General features: G+C 45.9%; 15 protein-coding genes. All 15 read left to right on the forward strand.

Annotation, left to right across the window (positions count from 1 at the left end; all coding sequences use genetic code 11):
* Window positions 1-215 precede the first annotated feature (215 nt).
* The 15 genes from C558_RS0119275 (at window position 216) to C558_RS31420 (ending at window position 20,361) form a co-directional block, all read left to right on the forward strand.
* A complete protein-coding gene (locus tag C558_RS0119275) occupies window positions 216-1,274 on the forward strand; it encodes an ABC transporter ATP-binding protein (RefSeq protein WP_018757931.1) in 1,059 nt (352 codons plus the stop codon).
* An 11-nt stretch (window positions 1,275-1,285) separates the two neighbouring features.
* The gene (locus C558_RS31405; RefSeq protein WP_018757932.1) at window positions 1,286-3,004 is read left to right on the forward strand and encodes a putative 2-aminoethylphosphonate ABC transporter permease subunit; all 1,719 of its coding nucleotides are present in this window, start codon (window positions 1,286-1,288) and stop codon (window positions 3,002-3,004) included.
* A gap of 168 nt (window positions 3,005-3,172) precedes the next feature.
* Window positions 3,173-3,610: an NfeD family protein gene (locus tag C558_RS0119285; RefSeq protein ID WP_018757933.1), complete on the forward strand. Its 438-nt coding sequence runs from the start codon at window positions 3,173-3,175 to the stop codon at window positions 3,608-3,610.
* A 1-nt stretch (window position 3,611) separates the two neighbouring features.
* Entirely contained in the window at window positions 3,612-4,544 is a 933-nt protein-coding gene (locus tag C558_RS0119290) for an SPFH domain-containing protein (RefSeq protein WP_018757934.1), read from the forward strand.
* A gap of 144 nt (window positions 4,545-4,688) precedes the next feature.
* Window positions 4,689-5,459, forward strand: coding sequence for an NUDIX domain-containing protein (locus C558_RS0119295; RefSeq protein WP_018757935.1), 771 nt, complete (start codon window positions 4,689-4,691; stop codon window positions 5,457-5,459).
* Window positions 5,460-5,480: 21 nt separating this feature from the next.
* On the forward strand, window positions 5,481-6,014 hold the full coding sequence (locus C558_RS0119300; RefSeq protein WP_018757936.1) for a cysteine hydrolase family protein: 534 nt from the start codon (window positions 5,481-5,483) through the stop codon (window positions 6,012-6,014).
* Between the two features lie 28 nt (window positions 6,015-6,042).
* Window positions 6,043-7,494 (forward strand): nicotinate phosphoribosyltransferase, encoded by a 1,452-nt coding sequence (locus tag C558_RS0119305; RefSeq protein WP_018757937.1) that lies wholly within the window; start codon window positions 6,043-6,045, stop codon window positions 7,492-7,494.
* A 326-nt stretch (window positions 7,495-7,820) separates the two neighbouring features.
* Window positions 7,821-12,059 carry a glycosyl hydrolase family 95 catalytic domain-containing protein gene (locus C558_RS32670; protein ID WP_018757938.1) on the forward strand — a complete coding sequence of 1,413 codons (4,239 nt, stop codon included), beginning with the start codon at window positions 7,821-7,823 and terminating at the stop codon, window positions 12,057-12,059.
* A 135-nt stretch (window positions 12,060-12,194) separates the two neighbouring features.
* Window positions 12,195-12,869 carry a B-box zinc finger protein gene (locus C558_RS0119315; RefSeq protein ID WP_018757939.1) on the forward strand — a complete coding sequence of 225 codons (675 nt, stop codon included), beginning with the start codon at window positions 12,195-12,197 and terminating at the stop codon, window positions 12,867-12,869.
* Complete coding sequence (locus tag C558_RS0119320) at window positions 12,866-13,366, forward strand: GNAT family N-acetyltransferase (RefSeq protein ID WP_018757940.1); 501 nt, start codon at window positions 12,866-12,868, stop codon at window positions 13,364-13,366. Before C558_RS0119315 ends, C558_RS0119320 begins: the two co-directional genes overlap by 4 nt.
* A gap of 134 nt (window positions 13,367-13,500) precedes the next feature.
* On the forward strand, window positions 13,501-14,115 hold the full coding sequence (locus tag C558_RS32675) for a copper resistance CopC family protein (RefSeq protein WP_018757941.1): 615 nt from the start codon (window positions 13,501-13,503) through the stop codon (window positions 14,113-14,115).
* A gap of 197 nt (window positions 14,116-14,312) precedes the next feature.
* The gene (locus C558_RS33895) at window positions 14,313-14,468 is read left to right on the forward strand and encodes a hypothetical protein (RefSeq protein WP_018757942.1); all 156 of its coding nucleotides are present in this window, start codon (window positions 14,313-14,315) and stop codon (window positions 14,466-14,468) included.
* Between the two features lie 140 nt (window positions 14,469-14,608).
* Window positions 14,609-16,534: a ribosomal protection-like ABC-F family protein gene (gene abc-f / locus C558_RS0119335; RefSeq protein ID WP_018757943.1), complete on the forward strand. Its 1,926-nt coding sequence runs from the start codon at window positions 14,609-14,611 to the stop codon at window positions 16,532-16,534.
* Window positions 16,535-16,536: 2 nt separating this feature from the next.
* Window positions 16,537-18,279, forward strand: coding sequence for an ABC transporter ATP-binding protein (locus tag C558_RS0119340; RefSeq protein ID WP_026264015.1), 1,743 nt, complete (start codon window positions 16,537-16,539; stop codon window positions 18,277-18,279).
* A gap of 12 nt (window positions 18,280-18,291) precedes the next feature.
* Window positions 18,292-20,361 (forward strand): ABC transporter ATP-binding protein, encoded by a 2,070-nt coding sequence (locus C558_RS31420; protein ID WP_018757945.1) that lies wholly within the window; start codon window positions 18,292-18,294, stop codon window positions 20,359-20,361.
* The last annotated feature ends 77 nt before the right edge of the window (window positions 20,362-20,438 follow it).

Here is a 20,438-nt window from a genome sequence, read left to right on the forward strand (position 1 = left end):
CGCAAATGTAGCGAAAACTTCTTTTTGATTGGCGATAAAAACAACCGCTGAATGCGGTCACTCATCTTCGAGAATACATCGATAGAAGTTTTTCTCATTAATCCTCATTTTCCAAGTGTTTGCATCTACAAAATCTTTATAAATCATTGACATGATGTTAACAATTGTTGCCTATAGTTAACTTGCTAACATATTTGAGTTATGGAGGATACACGATGCAACCTTATTTACAACTAGCGCAAATCCATAAAAAATTTGGATCATTTACTTCGCTTAAAGGCATTGATTTGCATATTGAAAATCATGAATTTGTGTGTTTGCTCGGACCGAGTGGATGCGGAAAGACGACCTTACTGCGGATCATCGCAGGACTCGAGACCGCAACGGGAGGTTCGATTACGCTCGCGGGAAAAAATATTACAAGAATGCCAGCAGGGCAACGGAATTTCGCGATGATGTTCCAATCGTATGCACTATTCCCGAATCTCACCGCTTATGAGAATATCGCGTATGGCTTGTACACGAAAAAGCTATCGAAAGCGGATATCAAGAAGCGGGTGGAAGAGGTTCTCGATCTAGTAAATCTGACTGCGCTGGCAGGTCATTATCCGGGCCAATGCTCCGGCGGTCAGCAGCAGCGGATTGCTCTTGCCCGCGCACTTGCGATGGCACCCGATGTACTGCTGTTGGATGAACCATTGTCAGCACTGGATGCAAAAGTTCGCGACAAGCTGCGCCGTGAGATTCGTAACCTTCATGAGAAGTGTGGTATGACGACCATTATGGTAACGCACGATCAAGAAGAAGCGCTTACGATGGCGGACAAGATTGTTGTCATGAATAATGCTGAGATTGTGCAGATTGGGACACCACAGGAAGTCTATGAACAGCCGAATAGTCCTTTTGTTGCTGATTTTATTGGCGCGATCAATTTCATGAAGGACGATTCGACGCGTGAGCTTCATCCACAAGATCAACAGGCTTCAGCGATTCGTCCGGAGCATATTCATCTTGGAGCATTTGCAGATGATGAAGGTGGAGCATTGCAGTATGGCAAAATACAAAATATCGAATTTCGCGGCTCCTTCTATCGTGTCACTTTACAATGGATGGACGATGAGCGTCTCGCAAACCCGCGCTTCGTGATGATCGATATCTCTACCGAACAGTCTAAAGGGCTTCAGCTCATGAAGGAGCAAATCATTCCTTTTAGTCTTCCTAAAGAACGGATCATTACATTTGAGACAGAGAAACCGATACTGGTGCGTGCGTAGGGGGATTATACGTGAAGTGGAATGAGATTTTACAGCGACTGCTATTACTTCTTATTGTGATTCTACTCGGATTCAGTATTCTGCTTCCGCTCGGCAGTTTATTTGAGAAAGCATTCATGAATGAACAAGGGCAATGGATCGGGGTATCCAATTTGCTCAATTATATGAAATCACCTGCATTACTTCAATCGTTAGGACATACGATGTATGTCTCGATAATTAGTACAATCATCTCGGTTGGCTTAGCATTTGTGTATGCTTATGGCATTGTGCGCACACCGATGAGAGGGAAGACATTTTTCCGATACACTGCGATGCTGCCGTTATTTGCTCCTTCGATGTTCTTCGGGCTTGCGCTGACCTTTATGTTCGGGAATCAAGGGTTTATCACGACAGGATTTTTCGGGCATCTGCCATTTGGTATCGATATTCATCTCTATGGGCCTGTAGGGATCATTATCTCGGAAGTGGTGTATACGTTCCCGCAAGCCTTTTTGATTCTAGTGGTTGCATTATCGATGTCAGATTATCGGTTATATGAAGCCGCAGAGATGCTCGGTGCGAATCCGATGCGGAAGTTTTGGACGGTCACGCTTCCAGGGACCAAATACGGACTTATCAGTGCCTTCTTCGTCTGTTTCACGCTAGCATTTACCGACTTCGGGGCGCCAAAAATTGTAGGAGGACAATACAACGTGCTCGCCACTGATATGTACAAGTATGTCATTGGACAGCAGAACATGACGATGGGGGCTACTGTCGGACTTGTTCTCATCGTTCCTGCATGCCTCGCGTTTCTTGTAGATCGCTACTTAGATCGTAAACAGAAAAATGCGGTCAGTGCCAAGGCTGCCCCGTATCGATTGGTGCCTCGCGTATGGCGCGACCGGCTTTACACGATTTATTGCGCGATCATCTCCGGTGCGATTCTCGTCTTATTACTAACGGTAATATTCGGCGCTTTTGCGAAGCTCTGGCCATATAATTTATCGCTCACCTTAGACCACTTTGACTTTACAAAGGTTGCAGGGGGAACCGGTTGGGAGCCTTTCTGGAACAGTATTAGAGTGGCGGCATTGACGGCGGTCATCGGAACATTTGTGACTTATTTGACGGCTTATGCGATTGAGAAGATCAATCATTGGAAGTTTGTGCGCCAGATCAGTTATTTTCTAGCGATCCTTCCATTAGCTCTACCCGGGTTGGTGCTGGGTCTTGCTTACATCTTCTTCTTCAATGATCGATCGAATCCAATGCACGGCTTGTATGGCTCCATCTGGATTCTTGTTCTCGTTAACATTGTCCATTTCTTCTCCGTTTCCTTCATTACAGCAACAACGGCATTGAAGAAGCTGGATTCCGAGTTCGAGAAGGCGTCGGATTCGATGGGTGTTCCGTTCTATCGCACCTTGTTCCGCGTGACGATTCCGATTACGCTTCCTGCAATGATGGAGATGGGGATCTACTTCTTCATCAACTCTATGGTGACGATCTCGGCAGTTGTCTTCCTATACGCGCCGGATTTGAAGCTAGCTTCGGTTATGATCGTGAATATGGATGATGCGGGAGATATCGCGCCTGCATCAGCGATGTCCATCTTACTTGTTGCAACGAGTGTGTTGGTCCGCATCCTGTATGAATGGGCAACATCGGCTATGCGAAAGCGTGCAGCGAAGTGGCAATCTAGAACGAATGACGCGCAGCAAGATAGCGGTGCAATGAAGCTCTAATTTTTATAACTAGGATCAATTTTTGGGAAAAGGCATTCTGACCGGGGACGGTTTGGATGTCTTTTTTGTGATCAATGCGAAAAACTTCGAAGTAAATTGAGCATTCCATGATATTTTCCGCTGAAGCGACGTATATATGGAAGAATGACAGAAGGGAGTGGACAGGAGATGGATGTGTGGGTTGTCTGGTTAATCATTGCGGCTGTTCTGCTAATCGCTGAAATGATGTCTTTCACTTTTTACATGTTATGGCTCGCGATCGGCGCGCTAGCTGGATTGATTGTAGCGCTGGCAGTACCGGAATCATCGCTTCTATTTCAAGTGATCATCGCTGCTGTAGTCGCTGTTCTGCTTACAATCTTCACGAAGCCTCTGACACACAAACTTCGCAAATCTCGTGGGTTCCAGGATGCTGTGGATCAATTGGTTGGGAAGAAAGGGATTGTGACGGAGCCGATTGAGCTTGGTCAAATGGGGATTGTGAAAGTAGAAAATGAATATTGGAGTGCAACGGCGAATAAAACCCTTAGTCGTGATGCAGAAGTCAGGGTGTTGCACCGTCGTAGTACGATTCTAGAAGTAGAACCTTGGGGAGGCGATGTCTAGTATGGAATGGGTTATTACGATTGTAATTCTATTGGTTGTCGTTGTCTTTATCGCACTTACGGTGAAGATTGTGCCGCAGCAGCGTGTTGGGGTCGTGGAACGGCTGGGTAAATTCAATCGACTGTTAACGCCTGGAATTAATATTCTTATCCCGATAATTGATCATGTTCGTACGTATCATGACTTGCGTATCCAACAAGCGAATGTTCCGCCACAGACGGTGATTACGAAGGATAATGTACAGGTACAGATCGATACGATTATATTCTATCAGGTGGTCGGACCTGAGCATGCAACGTACGGTATTTCTGATTATGTCTATGGTGTTCGCAATATTTCAACGGCAACGATGCGTCAAATTATTGGGAAGCTAGAGCTAGACGAGACGTTGTCAGGCCGGGAGAAAATATCGACTGAAATCCGCATTGCGCTCGATGAAGCGACGGAGAAGTGGGGCGTGCGAATTGAGCGCGTTGAGGTCATTGACATTAAGCCGCCGCTTGATATCCAGGAATCGATGGATAAGCAGATGAAGGCAGAGCGGAATAAACGTGCCATTGTGCTTGAAGCCGAGGCGGCGAAGCAGGATATGATATTACGCGCTGAAGGGGATAAACAGAGTAAGATTTTGAAGGCAGAGGGAGACAAAGAGGCGCGTATTCGCGAAGCGGAGGGCATGCGGCAGGCACAAGAGCTTGAAGCACTTGGTCGCGCCAAGGCGATCCAAGCCGTCGCAGAGGCTGAGAAGACACGGATTGAGCTCATTGCTTCGGCAGGGTTGAATGAGAATATTCTCGCTTATCGCTCGTTTGAAGCTCTTACAGATATTTCGAACGGCGCTGCGAATAAAATATTTATCCCGGCAAGTGCAGTTGAGACGCTGGGCAGTATCGGCGCGATCGGTGAGATGTTCAAAGCGAAGAAATCCGTATAGAAGCTGGAAATCGAAGAAAGATAAGCTAAGCGATTATGCGAGGCTTATTTTTTTTGTGATACAATAGAACGAATGATTGACATTCACGCTTAATATGTCATAATAATAATATCAAAAATACAATAATAAATCGGGGCGAGATCGATGGATTCGACAGAGAACCAGGCATATAATGTGGGGAAATATCGGACACCAGACGGTGCTCCGGCAGATATCGTGATTTTTACGATTACACAAACAGAGAAGCAGACGGCGAAGAAATCGCTGCCATATCGTGAATTGATGGTGTTGCTTATTCAGCGCAAGCGATGGCCGTTCGCTGGGAGCTGGGCTCTACCCGGCGGTTTTGGCAAAGAATCCGAGACGTTATTTGAGACAGCGCGTCGTGAACTGATGGAAGAGACAGGCGTAGCGGATGTCCATTTAGATTATTTGAACGTCTACAGCAAGCCAGGGCGCGACCCAAGAGGATGGATGATCTCACATGCCTTCTTCGCACTTGTGAACGAGAAGTGGCTGGAGAAGCGCAAAGCCCAAGACGACGCCGAAGATGTGAAATTATTCACGGTAACGGAAGCGCTGCACAAGTTAGAGTTAGCTTTTGACCACCGTGAGATTATAGCAGATGCTTATCGCAATATTCAACAACAGATGCTTGTAACGACGATTGCCAAGGAATTTTTACCGGAATTGTTCACGCTAAGCGAGCTGTACCAGGTGATTCAGACCGTTGTTCCGGAATTCAAAGAAACGAATTTTATTCGGAAAATCACTTCGACCCAGAGTCGTAAAGGGATCATTCAAGTGGCTTGTGATAAATCGGGTGAGAAGCTGTATTCCAATCAATACTCACAACGGCCTGCACAGTTGTATCGATTTACTGATTATGTACCAGAAGTGTCGATCTATACATAATGCCATGAGGAGTGATGAACTATGAGAGCACTGATTGTCATTGATTATACGATTGATTTCGTGAACGGAAGGCTACCTGTAGGCGAGCCCGGAATAGAGATTGAACCTCGGGTTCTAGCCCTAACCGAAGAATTCGTAGATCAAGGGGATTTCGTCGTGATGGCCGTGGATTTGCATGAAGAGCAGGATGTGAACCATCCCGAATTCAAGCTATTTCCACCCCATAATATTCGCGGTACTGAAGGTCGCAATTTATATGGTGGTCTACAGGGATTGTACCAATCGCGTCAAGACCAAATTTATTGGATGGATAAAACGCGTTATAGTGCGTTTTGCGGTACGGATCTCGAGATTCAACTACGTGCGAGAGGGATTGAAGAGCTCCATTTGATTGGCGTATGTACAGATATTTGCGTCTTGCATACAGCTGTAGATGCATACAACAAAGGATTTCGTATTATCGTCCATCAAGATGCCGTCGCGAGTTTTAATGCGCAAGGCCATCAATGGGCGCTAGGACATTTCGCTAACACTTTAGGAGCACAGGTCGTATAAGCATCGTGCACATGAGGAGATGAACAGAATGAACGCTGAAGCGATGGCTTTGCATACTGATAAATACCAGATCAATATGATGTATGCCCACTGGGTGAACGGGACGCATAACCAAATGGCTGTGTTCGACGCTTACTTCCGCAAGCTCCCCTTCGGGAATGGTTTTGCCGTATTTGCGGGGCTTGAACGAATTGTTGATTACATTAAGCAGCTTCATTTCAATGAAGAGGCGATTCAATACTTGGCGGAGCAGGAAGAACAGTATGATCCGCGTTTTTTGGATGAACTTCGACAACTGCGGTTTACAGGCAATTTACACGCGGTCAAGGAAGGAACGCTCGTATTTCCGAATGAGCCATTGATCCGTGTCGAAGCTCGATTGTTCGAAGCGCAATTAATCGAGACGGCGATGCTGAATTTCATGAATTTCCAGACATTGATTGCGACGAAGGCAGCACGAATTCGACAGGTTGTTGACAAGGATATTTTGCTTGAATTCGGTACTAGAAGAGCACAAGAAGCCGACGCAGCCGTATGGGGTGCGCGAGCAGCATTTATCGGCGGATTCGATGCAACGTCGAACATGCTCGCAGGGCAGCAATTTGGTATTCCTACGAAAGGGACGCATGCACACGCTTGGGTTCAGAGCTTCGACACCGAAGAGGAGGCGTTCGAGAAATTCGCGAAGGCACTGCCGAATCAGGTCAGTCTGCTCGTGGATACGTATGATACGTTGAAAAGCGGTGTCCCTCATGCCATTGAGCTCGGAAAGAAATTAGCTGAAAAAGGAAAACGTCTGCAATCCATTCGACTTGATAGTGGCGATATTGCCTACCTATCCATTCATGCGCGTGAAATGCTTGATGAAGCGGGATTAACGGATGTGTTGATCGTCGCATCGAATGATCTCGATGAGAACACGATCTCGGATCTGAAGGCGCAAGGTGCGCAAGTCGACATCTGGGGGGTTGGTACACAGCTGATTACAGCAGCTGACCAGCCAGCACTCGGCGGTGTATACAAAATCGTTGCCTTAGAGCGCAACGGTGAATATCATCCAACGATCAAAATTTCTGGGAACCCGGAAAAAGTTACGACGCCGGGCAAAAAAGATGTCTATCGCATCATTGATCCGAATCGAGGCAAAGCGCTCGCAGACTATATCTGCTTAAGCGAGGAAGATGAAGTGAAGCAAGGGACTCGAATTAAGTTGTTCGATCCACTGCATCCCTATCTACATCGGCATGTCCAGGACTATGTGACACAGGTCATGCTAATACCGATCTTCGTAGCAGGAGAGTTGGAATACGAGCTGCCAAGTCTGGAGGAGGTTCGTACGTATCACAAAGAACAGCTACAACTATTCTGGCCTCAGTATTTGCGGAAAATGAATCCGCACGTCTATCATGTGGACCTAAGTCTTGCAACATGGGATATGAAGCGGAAGCTGCTCGAGGAACATATGCAGGAACTGAATTAAATAGGCTGATTAAATACCACCAACTCGTGATTGCAACGGGAAGGTGGTATTTCTTTTTGCCCATTGGGATGGGAAAGAAAATCGCCTTGGATGCAGTTGTAATGGTACAATTTTGACCGGTTTGTGTAAGGTTTTGACCTTATAAAATCAAGCAATCATTATGCTTGTATAACCAGATATTTTTCAACTATTATAGGAAAATAATCTATTTTTTACGGACATGATCTCTCTTATAATGGCTTCATTATACAGGAGGGGAGTGCGATCGAATTAGCTCTGAAAGCGTTGTCTTGAGCAGGTTTGAGCTGAGAAAAGGAGGTAACGGAATGAAAAAAGCTTCATTTGTTCTTCTGAGTTGGCTTCTTGTCATTGTCTCCATCCCTTGGGGAATCAAGTCCGTAAACGCAGCAGAGGGGGTACAAGATGTGAATGCTTCAATCGATTGGTCATCTTATTTAGCGAGAAGTGATATGAAATGGGATATACTCCCGTCGAGTTGGAAGGAGGGCGTGTTTCTCGGAAATGGTCTCCTTGGCACGATGTTCTGGCAGCAAGCTGGGAAAACGCTGAATTTCGAAGTGAGTCGGACGGATGTATTTGATCACCGCAAAAGCTACGACATGCTCTATGGCGATTTATACTCGGAAGCGCGTCTGCCTAACGGGCATTTTGAACTTGGTTATGTTGGCGGGAATCCTCGGGGGAATATGCGGCTAAGTTTATGGGATGCAGAGGCAAGCGGCACCATTACGACAGATCAAGGGAGCCTGACAATCAACAGCTTCACCCACGCCTCAGAGAACGTCATTGTGCTGGATGTGACGAAAACAGGGAATGAGCGCAATTTCTCTTGGGTGTGGAAGCCAGACCCTTCCAAATCGACCCGAACGAACAATCCGCCTGCGGATTTAATCGCTTATCCGGCACAGACCCAAGAGACCGTCGGCGACGTTCAAGTCAGCGTCCAATCGATGCCAGAGGACGTGAAGTATCATACGGATGGATTAGGCGAAGGACAATATGCGACGGCTTGGAAATTCGATCATCTCGATGCCAATCGTCAGATTATCTATATCAGTGAAGGCTTCTCCTACCCAGGTACAACCGCGAAGCAAGAAGCCATTGATGCCGTTAATCGAGCTTCTGCCGCGGGGATTGACGGCTTGCGTGAATCCCATCAGTCTTGGTGGCATGACTTTTATCCGAAGAGCTTTATCTCCATACCGGATGCCAAGAAAGAGAGCTTCTATTGGATTCAGCTATACAAACTAGCTTCCGCGACACGTGCCGATAAGCCGATGATCGATTTGATGGGACCTTGGTTCGCACCAACCACTTGGCCGGGCATATGGTGGAATCTCAATACGCAGCTTACTTATGCGCCTTTGTATGCGTCGAATCATCTTGAATTGGCCGGGCCTTTGGTGGATGCATTGTATGATAACCGAAGTATGTTAGCAGCGAATACGGGCCCTTATCATGCGGATTCTTACGCAATCGGTCGAATGAGCAGTTTGACCATGAAAAGTCTAGTACTTACGGAAGCGGGAAATCTGACTTGGGCGTTGTTTAATATTTGGTCGCAGTATCGAATGACGATGGATGAAGCTTTGTTAAGAGATCAATTGTTCCCGTTGATGAAAGGAAATCTTAATTACTTCATACATATTCTTGGGGTTAAACAATCAGATGGCAAATACCATCTTCCAGGGACGGCATCACCGGAATATACCGACAGTGTAGCAGATTCCAACTATACGTTGTCATTATTGAAATGGCTATGCGGGGCCATCGTTGAAGCAAACGACCGATTGCAGGCAAATGACCCGGCGGCTGAGAAAGCACAGGAAATCTTGTCGAATTTAGTGCCATATCCGATTGATGCGAAGAACGGTTTTATGATCGGAAAAGGAGTCAACTTAACCTCCTCCCACCGGCATTGGTCGCATTTAATGATGATTTACCCGCTGCTCGAGTATACCTATGACAATGCTTCCGATGGTGCTTTAATTGATCAATCCGTTGATTATTGGCTCGGCAAATCGGCATCATTCCGTGGCTATTCCTATCTTGCGGGAGCAGCGTTCAAATCGATGAAGGGTGAAGGTAATGCAGCGTTATCCTATTTGGATACGTTCGTGAATACACAAGTTCATCCGAATACGATGTACACGGAATCAAGTCCGGTCATTGAGACACCGATTTTCTTTAATCGCGTATTGCAAGAGATGCTGCTGCAATCCTACAATGGTGTGCTGCGAATTTTCCCAAGTGTACCAAGCACATGGAAGGATTCGCAATTTCATCAGATGCTTGCTGATGGCGGTTTTCAAATCTCTGCCAAACGGCAGAACGGGGCAACGCAGTTCGTGCGGATCCAGAGCTTGGCTGGTGAGCCATTGAAGGTGAGAACAGGGCTCGCAGGAGCTGTGAAAGCACATGGGAATCGCAATTTTCATGTTACGGATCTCGGGAATGGTGTAGTAGAAGTGGATTTGAAAAAAGGGGAGTGGGTCATCCTCTATACCGGAAATGAACTTCCTGATTTGACTCTCTCGCCAGTCTCGGTACCAGACAAGATCAATGCCTGGGGTATAGCCATGCCTCCGCTAAGTACGGTCACGGTTAAAGCAGCACCATCCGTATTAAGTCCAGGTGAGTCAACAACGATTCATTTGGAAGCAAGATCGGCGAGCGGTGCTATACTGCCAACGCATAATGCTCAGACCCATATAACGTTATCTGACAATACTGTTGCGTCTTTGAATCAGGACACGATGGAGCTCACAGCGCTCAAGAGCGGCGATGTGTCCATCCATGCTTCGCTCACCATGGATGGTGTTACCAAAACAGAGAGTTATACGGTGAAAGTTACACCTAGCCGCCCAGAACTGCAGCAGATCCGTGTAGGGTCATCCGTGCCCAGTATTGACGCAGCTGTAGGATCAACGGTAAATCTTAAGCTTGAAGGTGAGATGAGTGATAAGCGTTTGATCGATTTCACACAGGATCCTAGATTTGTAGCTGTGGATTACAATACCACGGCTAGCTTCGCAACGATTGATGATCGTACGGGAGTTCTAACCATGAAGGAATCACCAGGATCAGCGAAGGAAATCTCTGTAACGGCTCAGGTCACTTTGCGTGATGCGGTAACCTATTCGATCGATTTTGAAGACGGGACGGATGAGTCCGGGTTTGGTGATACGGTATGGGATACAGCCAATAAAGGCTTAACGCTCTCGAACGATATGTCTTGGACAGGGAATCAGAGTGCGGAGTATATCGGCCAAGGGACGCGGAAGAAAATATTCGATACGAGTCAGAATGGGATAATCACCATGATGTTCTATGATGATGCAACGATTCAAGCCTCGTCGATGCAGCTCGTTGGTTCCATCTCGAACGGAACCGATGCAAGCCGCGCCATGATCGGTGTGTATAATAACAATGCATTCTATAATTATCGTTTCGGATCAACTTGGTCCAATTCATCCATTCCACGATCTACAGGTTGGCATGAATTCAAATGGGATTATAGCTCCAATACAGACATCAAATTGTACATTGATGGCTCATGGATTGCGACGAATACGACGCTGCCGAAGCAATTTAATACGATCGTGTTCGGTTCTTTCTGGGGTGGGACGGTGTTCAACCGGAATTTTATCGATGATATAAAAGTAATCAAAGCACAAGATACGATTGCTGCGATACCACGAACCATCACGATCGCAAAAGTGGATCAAGCTGCTCTTACATCCGCAATATGGAATGCGCGAGATAAGCTTAACGCTGCAACCGAAGGAACACAGAACGGCCAATATTCGATAGGCTCCAAAGCACTTCTACAGCAAGCAATCGATCGGGCTCAGGTCGTCGCAGACAATCCTTCGGCATCGGAAGAACTAGTCGCACAGGCGATGAAGGATTTGGACGCAGCCGTTCAGTCCTTTGACAACTCCGTGAACTCGGAGGTGAAGGTTACATTAACAGGGCCAACAACTGTTCAGTCGAACCAAAATTTTCAGGTAAGGATAGGCATGGAGAATATTAAGAATGCAATTCTTGCCCAAGACTACACTTTGAGCTACGATATTGAACTCTATGAATTTGTTCAGGCTAAATCGTTAGTTGCAGGGGTGAATCTGATCTCGATAGATTCCAAAAAGCCGGGTCAAATCCGATTCATACTTGTAAGTGAAGGAGCAGATCATTCCGTCATTGGTGATGTAGATGCCATTGAAGTCGAATTTAGAGCGAAACAACGAGCAGAGACTGCTTCTGGAACAATGAATTTGATTTCTAGTAGGTTAGCAGATGCCAATGGACGTGAATATGAAGCCGAGGATTCGTCTATCGTGATCCAGGTTGTTGCTGGAATTCCAGAAGACGTGAATGGGGACGGCAAAGTGAGTATTGGTGATCTTGCGATGATTGCAGTTCATTACGGCAAGTCGATAAGCAGCCCAGACTGGGAGCAGGTCAGACGCTCTGACATCGACAACAATCATTTGATTGACCTGAATGATCTTGTTCTTGTTGCTAGGAAAATTATGAATTAGTAGGTTTAAAGAAGGGTGTTCCTATAGATTAGGGCACCTTTTTCTATTTCATACTATTTTTATATAGACCAATATTTCCCATTAGGATAAAATTGAAAGAGTATAACATTTCTGTATTTAGAAAGGGTCGTTCTTTTGAATTGTTATTATCATCCTGAAATTGAGGCATCGGTTCAATGCCATTTATGTCATATTCATCTCTGTGACAAATGCCATGATGCTGAACATCCCGGTCACTGTTATTCCTGTGCATTACAATATCGTAATGGATCTATTCGTCTTAAAGGTGAGAAGATACGTCATGTAAATCGAGCAGGAACCATTCGCAAAATAATTGGTTGGTACGAAATAATTGGCGGGATCGTAGGGATACTTATAACATTTGGACTTTTGCTACGTTTAAGTGAGTTGAATAATCTAGTGGTTACGATTATTTCCTTGATCTTTGTGGCGCTGTACCTTATGTCTTGTCTAGCTGGCTTTCTGCTCTTACAAGATATGAAAAGCGGTTATTCTTTATCTATGATCGTTCAGGCTTTTCAATTTCCTCAGTTTGTATTTCAAGGGGTTACATATACTTTTATCGCTGGATCTCAATTCACAGTCCAATGGATGCAAGGGATAGATACCGTGTTTAAGACCAAGATTGGTTTATTCAGTGAGTTTAATTTCTATATTCAGTTGGATAGTAATGTTACTCTCATAGGAATTAACTTCGTGCCTATCGTAATCATTTATGTTCTCATTAAGCAATTGAAGGTGCGAACCACTAAGGTCAGAAGAGAATTAACTTCTGAGGTGAAGTTATGAATCAAATGATGAGCCTCGATGTCAGCAAGGCCACAATCGACGAGAGTGATCTCATCTTTGACTTATGGATCGGTTCCGCCAAATGGCTCATATCCAAAGGCATAGATCAATGGGACCCTAATCATTTCGATGTCAATCAAGTGCGAGACTGCTTCGAGAAAGGATACGAGCTGTTTCTAGCAAGGAGGAATGGTGAGGTCGTAGGCACCTGCCTCATCTGCTGGTCGGATGCCATTTGGAAGGAACTTGATCATGACGACGCAGGTTATATCCATCGATTTGCCGTTAGCAGACGCCATGCTGGCTTTGGGATTGGACGGCAGCTGTTGCAATGGGCAGAGGATTACATCAAGGATCAAGGTAAGCATACGATTCGGCTCGATTGCATGTTGGACAACCCACGATTGAACCAATATTATCAAGAGTGCGGTTATGCGTATGTAAGAGAATTCCGTTGGGATAATGGTTGGCGCGCGAATTTATATGAGAAAAAATGATGAAGAAGAGCAAGTAGAAAGGTTAATTCCTATACATGCTGCGTAAGTCAATAGCCCCTTCGAGTCATTTGAATCATCAGAACAGTCTGTTATAATGTTCGGGGTTCGAAATTTAGCTTGAAGGAGTAACGAAAATGAAAAAAACAATGATATTTTGCATAGCACTCATCTTTACCCTGATTTTACCGACGACGATCTTCGCACATACGGGATTGAAAGATTCGTCCCCTAGCAGCAAAGAAGTCATTACGACCGAATTAAAAGAAATTACGCTCAACTTCAAAACAACAATTGGTGAATTAAGTTCCTTCGATATTCTCGATGCATCTAAGCAAAAAGTTGACTCGTTAAAAGTAACGGTGCAAGATAAATCAATGGTTGGCACCTTGCCAGAAGCGCTGCCGAATGGCGAATATACCGTGAATTGGAAAATTCTCGGCGAAGATGGACATGTCGTCAAGCACTCCTATTCGTTCACCGTAAAGATGCCAGAAGTGAAGCAAGAGGACAAGACAGCGAAGCCAGATGATACGAAGCAAGAAGCTAAGCAACCCGAGCAAGTTACTCCCGACAAGGGGTCTAATCCACAGGACGATACTACTTCCGTCACCGAACCGGTGAAGGACGATACGAAAGTTGCGGATGAATCATCATCATCTAACATGCTACTGCCTGTAGGAATTGGTGCAGTTGTCGTCCTATTATTGCTCGTAGTCTATCTCATGAGCAGAAAGAATAGAAGAAAATAATAATCACTAAAGCTAAGACATATTCGTCTCTAACGGATGTGTCTTTTTCTTTTTTGCTTGCTTAGAGTAATTAGCGTCTTATAGAATAGTAGTCACCCAAAACCTAAATTCTCGTTTAATAATTGAAAATGTGCTTGCAAAACTCAAATATGGTGTGTTATGGTAATACTACTTTAAGAAAAGGAGGTGTAGGCAGGATGAATATCAATCTAATGGATCAGAACATGAAGAAGAACGTAATGATGGTACAAACAGCTGGCTTCGCATATGTTGGAGCTATTCACGCTACAGGTCTGTCCATTTTTGCACATAGCGAGTTTACTCACGCGGAACGATTCCTGCCTAAACCTTAGCGGACGAAATAGCTAAAGGGCTGTAGGGACTCCTCCCTACGGCCCTTTTTTTGTTGCCTCGGAGGCGGAATCGTGATGTGTGTACCACCATTACGAGAACGAACATGACGTTCGTATATGCCCAGGAGGAAAAGATTGACATGATTAGTTGCAATCACATTGAGAAATATTACGGCGCGACACAGGTGCTGTCTAATATAACGTTTGAATTTAATGATGGAGAGAAAGTAGGACTTGTCGGACAGAACGGGGCTGGTAAATCAACGCTGCTGCAGCTGCTGGCCGGCACAGATACACCTGATACGGGAACGATTGCGATACCCCGCGGAACGAAGATCGGATACTTAACGCAAATACAAGTGGAAAACCAAGTTAGCACGGTATATGACGTACTCCTTGAGAGCTTCCGGGAAGCAATACAATTGCAGTCCAAATTACATGAGCTTGAAGTGGAGATGAGTGATCAAGAAGTAGCGACCGATGAGCGAAAAATGGAATTGCTGCTTCGGCGATATGCTGAAATACAAGAGGCATTCGAGCGAGCGGGTGGTTATGAAATCGAGACGCGCATTTCGCAGGTCGCAAATGGCATTGGAGTCAAGTCGGAGAGCTTTGATCGGAAATTTATTGATCTCTCAGGTGGAGAGAAGACGAAGGTCGCACTTGCGAAGCTCCTTATTGAACGTCCCGATTTCCTGCTGCTCGATGAACCGACGAACCATTTGGATCTCGATGCAGTTGAATGGCTTGAACAATATATCATAGCCTATGCAGGCACTTGCCTGATTGCGTCGCATGATCGCTATTTTCTGGATCGGGTCGTGACCCAAATTATTGAGATTGAAGACGGAGAAGCAACGACATATATGACGAACTACTCCGATTATCATAAAGAAAAGCAGCAAAATCTTCTGCAGCAGTTCGCTGATTATAAAGATCAGCAGAAGCAGATTAAGCAGATGAAAGAGGCAATAAAACGTTATATCGAATGGGGAAATAAAGGCGATAACGAGAAGTTCTTCAAGCGCGCAGCCTCGATTCAGAAGGCATTAGATCGGATGGACAAAATTAAGCGTCCTGTGCTGGAGCGAAAGAAAGTTGATTTTCAGCCGAATGAAACGGATCGATCGGGTAAAGATGTGCTCAGTCTGAAAGACGTATCGAAAGGATACGATCAGCTTCCGTTATTCCACGATGTCTCGCTTGACCTCGCTTATCGAGATCGTATCGCGATCATTGGCGGTAATGGCGCTGGCAAGAGTACGATGTTGAAGCTCATTCTGGGTCTTGAACAACCCGACCAGGGTGAGATCCGGCTTGGCTCACGCGTGGATATCGGATATCTCGCACAAGACGAACCACCGGAGCAGAACGTTACGGTGCTCGAGTACTTCCGTTATGAGTTGGGGCTTGAAGAGGGAGAGGCTCGAGGGATGTTAGCCAAGTATTTATTTTATGGCGCATCCGTCTTCAAATCTGTCATGAATCTATCCGGTGGGGAATGGACGCGGCTGAAGCTTGCATTAATCATGCAGCGAACGCCGAATTTCTTGGTGCTCGATGAGCCGACGAACCATTTGGATATCGCTTCGAGAGAAGCTTTGGAAGAGATGCTCGAAGAGTTCCGTGGAACGGTACTCTCGATCTCGCATGATCGTTATTTCGTGAATCGAATTGCTGAACATGTATGGGCGCTACGGAATCAGAAGGTGGCGCGCTACATGGGTAATTTTGATGCATATAAGGAGCAATTAGAGAAGGAGAAGGCTGTACAGGTACAGCCCGAAACAGAACGGGTGAATGCTCCCATCCGAGAACGTAACGCCACAACCGAATCAGAGAATAGGAAGACAGAACGGCGTAAGGTTCAACTCGAACAACAAATTGCGCTAAAGGAGAAAGACCGATGTAACCTGGAACTCGCTTTACAGAATGAGGAGTATCGAACAGATACTGCGGAGCTCTCGCGGCTATACGCTGAGCACACGGCAGTGGAGCAAGAACTAAGCGATTTATATGAGGCTTGGCTTGCGATTGAAGAGTTGAATGGAGAGGTAGGGAAATAAACATGTTTTCGATTTTATTTAAATTAGGGTGGTTCTTCAAAATGTATCGGAAAAGGTACATTGTAGGGATTGTCCTGTTGATTTTACTCGGTTTTATCGAGATGGTACCTCCGAATTTAATGGGTCAGGCGATTGATCAGATTCAGCAGGGGACATTAACATCGCAGAAATTAACGGAGTTTCTGTTTATGTTCCTTGGGATTACGGTACTCGTCTACATTATGGGATATATATGGATGTATCAAATCTTTGGAGGCTCCTTCCTTATTGAGCGGATTTTACGCAAACGGTTCATGAAGCATTTGTTGAAGATGACGCCTACATTTTTCGAGAAGAACCGTACGGGCGACTTAATGGCCCGCGCGACGAATGATTTGGGAGCCGTATCGACGACGGTCGGCTTCGGTGTCTTAACGATCGTTGACTCCAGCTTCTTCATGTTGACGATTCTATTCACGATGGGGATTATGATCAGTTGGAAGCTCACCTTGGCAGCCATCTTGCCGCTCCCGCTCATTGCCGTTGCGATGAGCATCTATGGGAAGAAGATTCATGAACGCTTCACCATTGCGCAAGATGCGTTCGGAACATTGAATGATCAGGTGCTTGAGGCTATTTCGGGTGTACGCGTTATTCGCGCCTATGTTCAAGAGAAGGCGGATGAACGTCGGTTCGCTAACCTGACGGACGATGTATTCCGCAAAAATGTGGACGTAGCCCGCATTGATGCCTTGTTCGAACCAACAATCAAAATTCTCGTCGGAATGAGTTATATGATTGGTCTGGCCTATGGTGCCTACCTCGTGTTCCATCAAGAGATTACGCTAGGAGAGCTCGTCTCCTTCAACGTTTACCTTGGGATGATGATCTGGCCGATGTTCGCGATTGGAGAATTGATCAACGTGATGCAGCGCGGTGAAGCATCGCTCGATCGTGTGAATGAGACATTGTCCTACACACCTGATGTTGAGAATGCAGAACGCACGGCGACAGTAGGGGTACCTCACACGATTGAATTTAATCAAGTGACATTCAAATATCCAATGTCGGAGACAGATAATTTGAAAGATATGTCCTTTACATTAGAACGAGGTCAGACGCTTGGAATCGTCGGGAAGACGGGAAGCGGGAAGACGACACTCATGAAGCAATTACTACGTGAATACCCGATTGGGCAAGGGGAGATCAAGGTATCTGGTACTCGCCTGGACGACATTTCGCTGGAAGAAGTTAATCAATGGGTTGCTTACGTGCCGCAGGAACAAATTCTATTCTCTAGAACGGTGCGTGAAAATATTAAATACGGTCGTCGAGACGCATCGGAAGAGGATGTAAAGAAAGCACTCGAATCCGCATCCTTCTTACAGGATATGAATACGTTAGCCGATGGGCTCGAGACCATTGTTGGTGAGAAAGGGGTCTCTCTCTCTGGTGGACAGAAGCAGCGAGTATCGATCGCTCGTGCATTGATTGCAGATGCTGAGATCTTAATGCTGGATGATGCGATGTCAGCGGTAGACGCGAAGACCGAAGCGAGAATTATTCAGAATATCCGCCGTGAACGTGCAGGTCGTACGACATTAATTACGACACACCGTCTCTCTGCGGTACAGCATGCGGATATTATTATTGTATTAGATAACGGGGAAATCGTGGAACGAGGCACCCATGAAGAGCTGCTTGCTGCAGGTGGATGGTATAAAGAACAATTTGACCGTCAGCAAGTAGAAGCTAACTTATCGTAAGGTGGTGAGACCATGAACGTCATGAAGAAATTATATCAATATGCACTTATCTATAAAAAATCGTTTATTCTTGCGCTTCTCATGCTCGCAGTTGCGGTTGCGGCAGAGTTGACTGGTCCTTTCATCGCGAAGACGATGATTGACAATCATATTCTCGGCATCGAGAGGTCATGGGTCGAAGTAAACGCGTCGAGTAAGGATGCGGTGCAATATCAAGGGCATTATTACAAACGTTCCGATCATTTGGAATCGGGGGACGCGAAAGGTCAGGAAGTTCGCGTGCTCCAGGTTGGCAGACAATTCGTCTTTGTTCATAAAGCGGTTCAGGCGACAGGCGAACGTACTTTTGCTGACGGCCAGCTTCAGATTAAGTCTGGGAATGGCGAGTTGACTACGTATGCAGCGACGAAGATTTCCGTGAATGAACTGATCGGCTTTTACAAGCCGGAGATGAAAGGGATCTTAATGCTCATGGGCGGTTACTTGGCCTTGTTAGTGGTCGCTTGTATATTCGAATATGGACGGATTTACTACCTTCAGACTTCTGCGAACCGCGTTATTCAGAAGATGCGGATGGACGTCTATAATCAGATTCACCGCATGCCTATCAATTATTTTGATACATTACCTGCGGGTAAAGTGGTATCGAGGGTCACGAATGATACCGAAGCAGTCAAAGATCTATTCGTGAATGTGCTTGCGAACTTCTTCTCAGGCACCGTCTATATTACAGGTATTTTCGTAGCGTTATTCTTATTGGATGTGCGACTTGCCTTCGTATGTCTAATCATCGTTCCGATTCTGATCTTATGGATCTATGTTTATCGTCGATTCGCAACGCAATATAACCGTATTATTCGTTCGAAGCTGAGCGATATTAATGGATTGATCAACGAATCGATCCAAGGAATGACGGTAATCCGGGCGTTCCGTCGTCAGAAGGATACGGAGCAAGAATTCGAAGAGATGAATGAACAGCATTACCATTATCGTACGAAAATGTTGAACTTGAACGCTCTGACATCGCACAACTTGGTTAATGTATTGCGCAGCTTGGCGTTAGCAGTCGTCATCTGGTATTTCGGAAGCAGATCCTTTGATATCGGCGGGGCTATCTCCTTCGGGGTCATCTATGCATTCGTGGACTATCTCGGACGGATGTTCCAGCCGATCGTAGGGATGGTGAACCAGCTCGCACAGCTGGAGCAAGCCTTAGTATCTGCTGAGCGCGTGTTCGAGCTGATGGATCAACCGGGAACCGATGTGGCTGAGGGTACCTTGGATCGTTATCAAGGAAACGTGAAGTTCGACGATGTCTCCTTTGCTTACAAAGAAGAGGAATATGTCTTGAAGAATATTTCATTCGAAGCGAAACAAGGGCAGACGGTAGCACTTGTCGGGCACACAGGCTCAGGAAAAAGCTCCATTCTCAATGTCTTGTTCCGGTTCTATGATGTGCAGAAAGGTGCAATCACGGTTGATGGCATCAATGTGCAGGACATTCCGAAGCAGCTGCTTCGTCAACATATGGGTATCGTGCTCCAGGATCCATTCCTCTTCACAGGAACCATTGCAAGCAATGTAAGTCTGGATGATCCCTCAATCACTCGGGAGCAGGTTGAGAAGGCGCTTCGTGATGTTGGTGCGGAACGTATTCTTGCGAACTTGCCGAAGGGCTTCGATGAGCCGGTCATTGAGAAAGGAAGTACATTGTCCGCAGGCCAGCGCCAACTTGTTTCTTTTGCACGCGCATTAGCGTTCAATCCTGCGATTCTTATCCTGGATGAGGCTACAGCGAACATTGATACGGAGACGGAAGCGATCATTCAATCCGCACTCGATGTCGTCAAAAAAGGGCGTACAACGTTCATCATTGCCCATCGATTATCGACCATTCGCAGCGCGGATCAAATCTTGGTCATGCACCGTGGGGAGATTGTAGAGAAGGGTAACCACGAGGAGCTTATGCAGCATAAAGGTCGTTACTATCAGATGTATCAATTGCAGCAAGGGAGCAGTGCGAGCGGTCAAGAGCCTGCCGCACCGTCAGTACCATCGGCGAAACCTTCTTATGTAGGTTGATTTCATCCATTTGGGTCAAAAGCGTTCTGAGGAGGAGAGCTCCTTGGAGCGCTTTTCTGCTATATAGAGACAGGCTT

The organism is Paenibacillus terrigena DSM 21567, from assembly GCF_000374845.1.
In the GTDB taxonomy this organism is placed as follows: domain Bacteria; phylum Bacillota; class Bacilli; order Paenibacillales; family Paenibacillaceae; genus Paenibacillus_K; species Paenibacillus_K terrigena.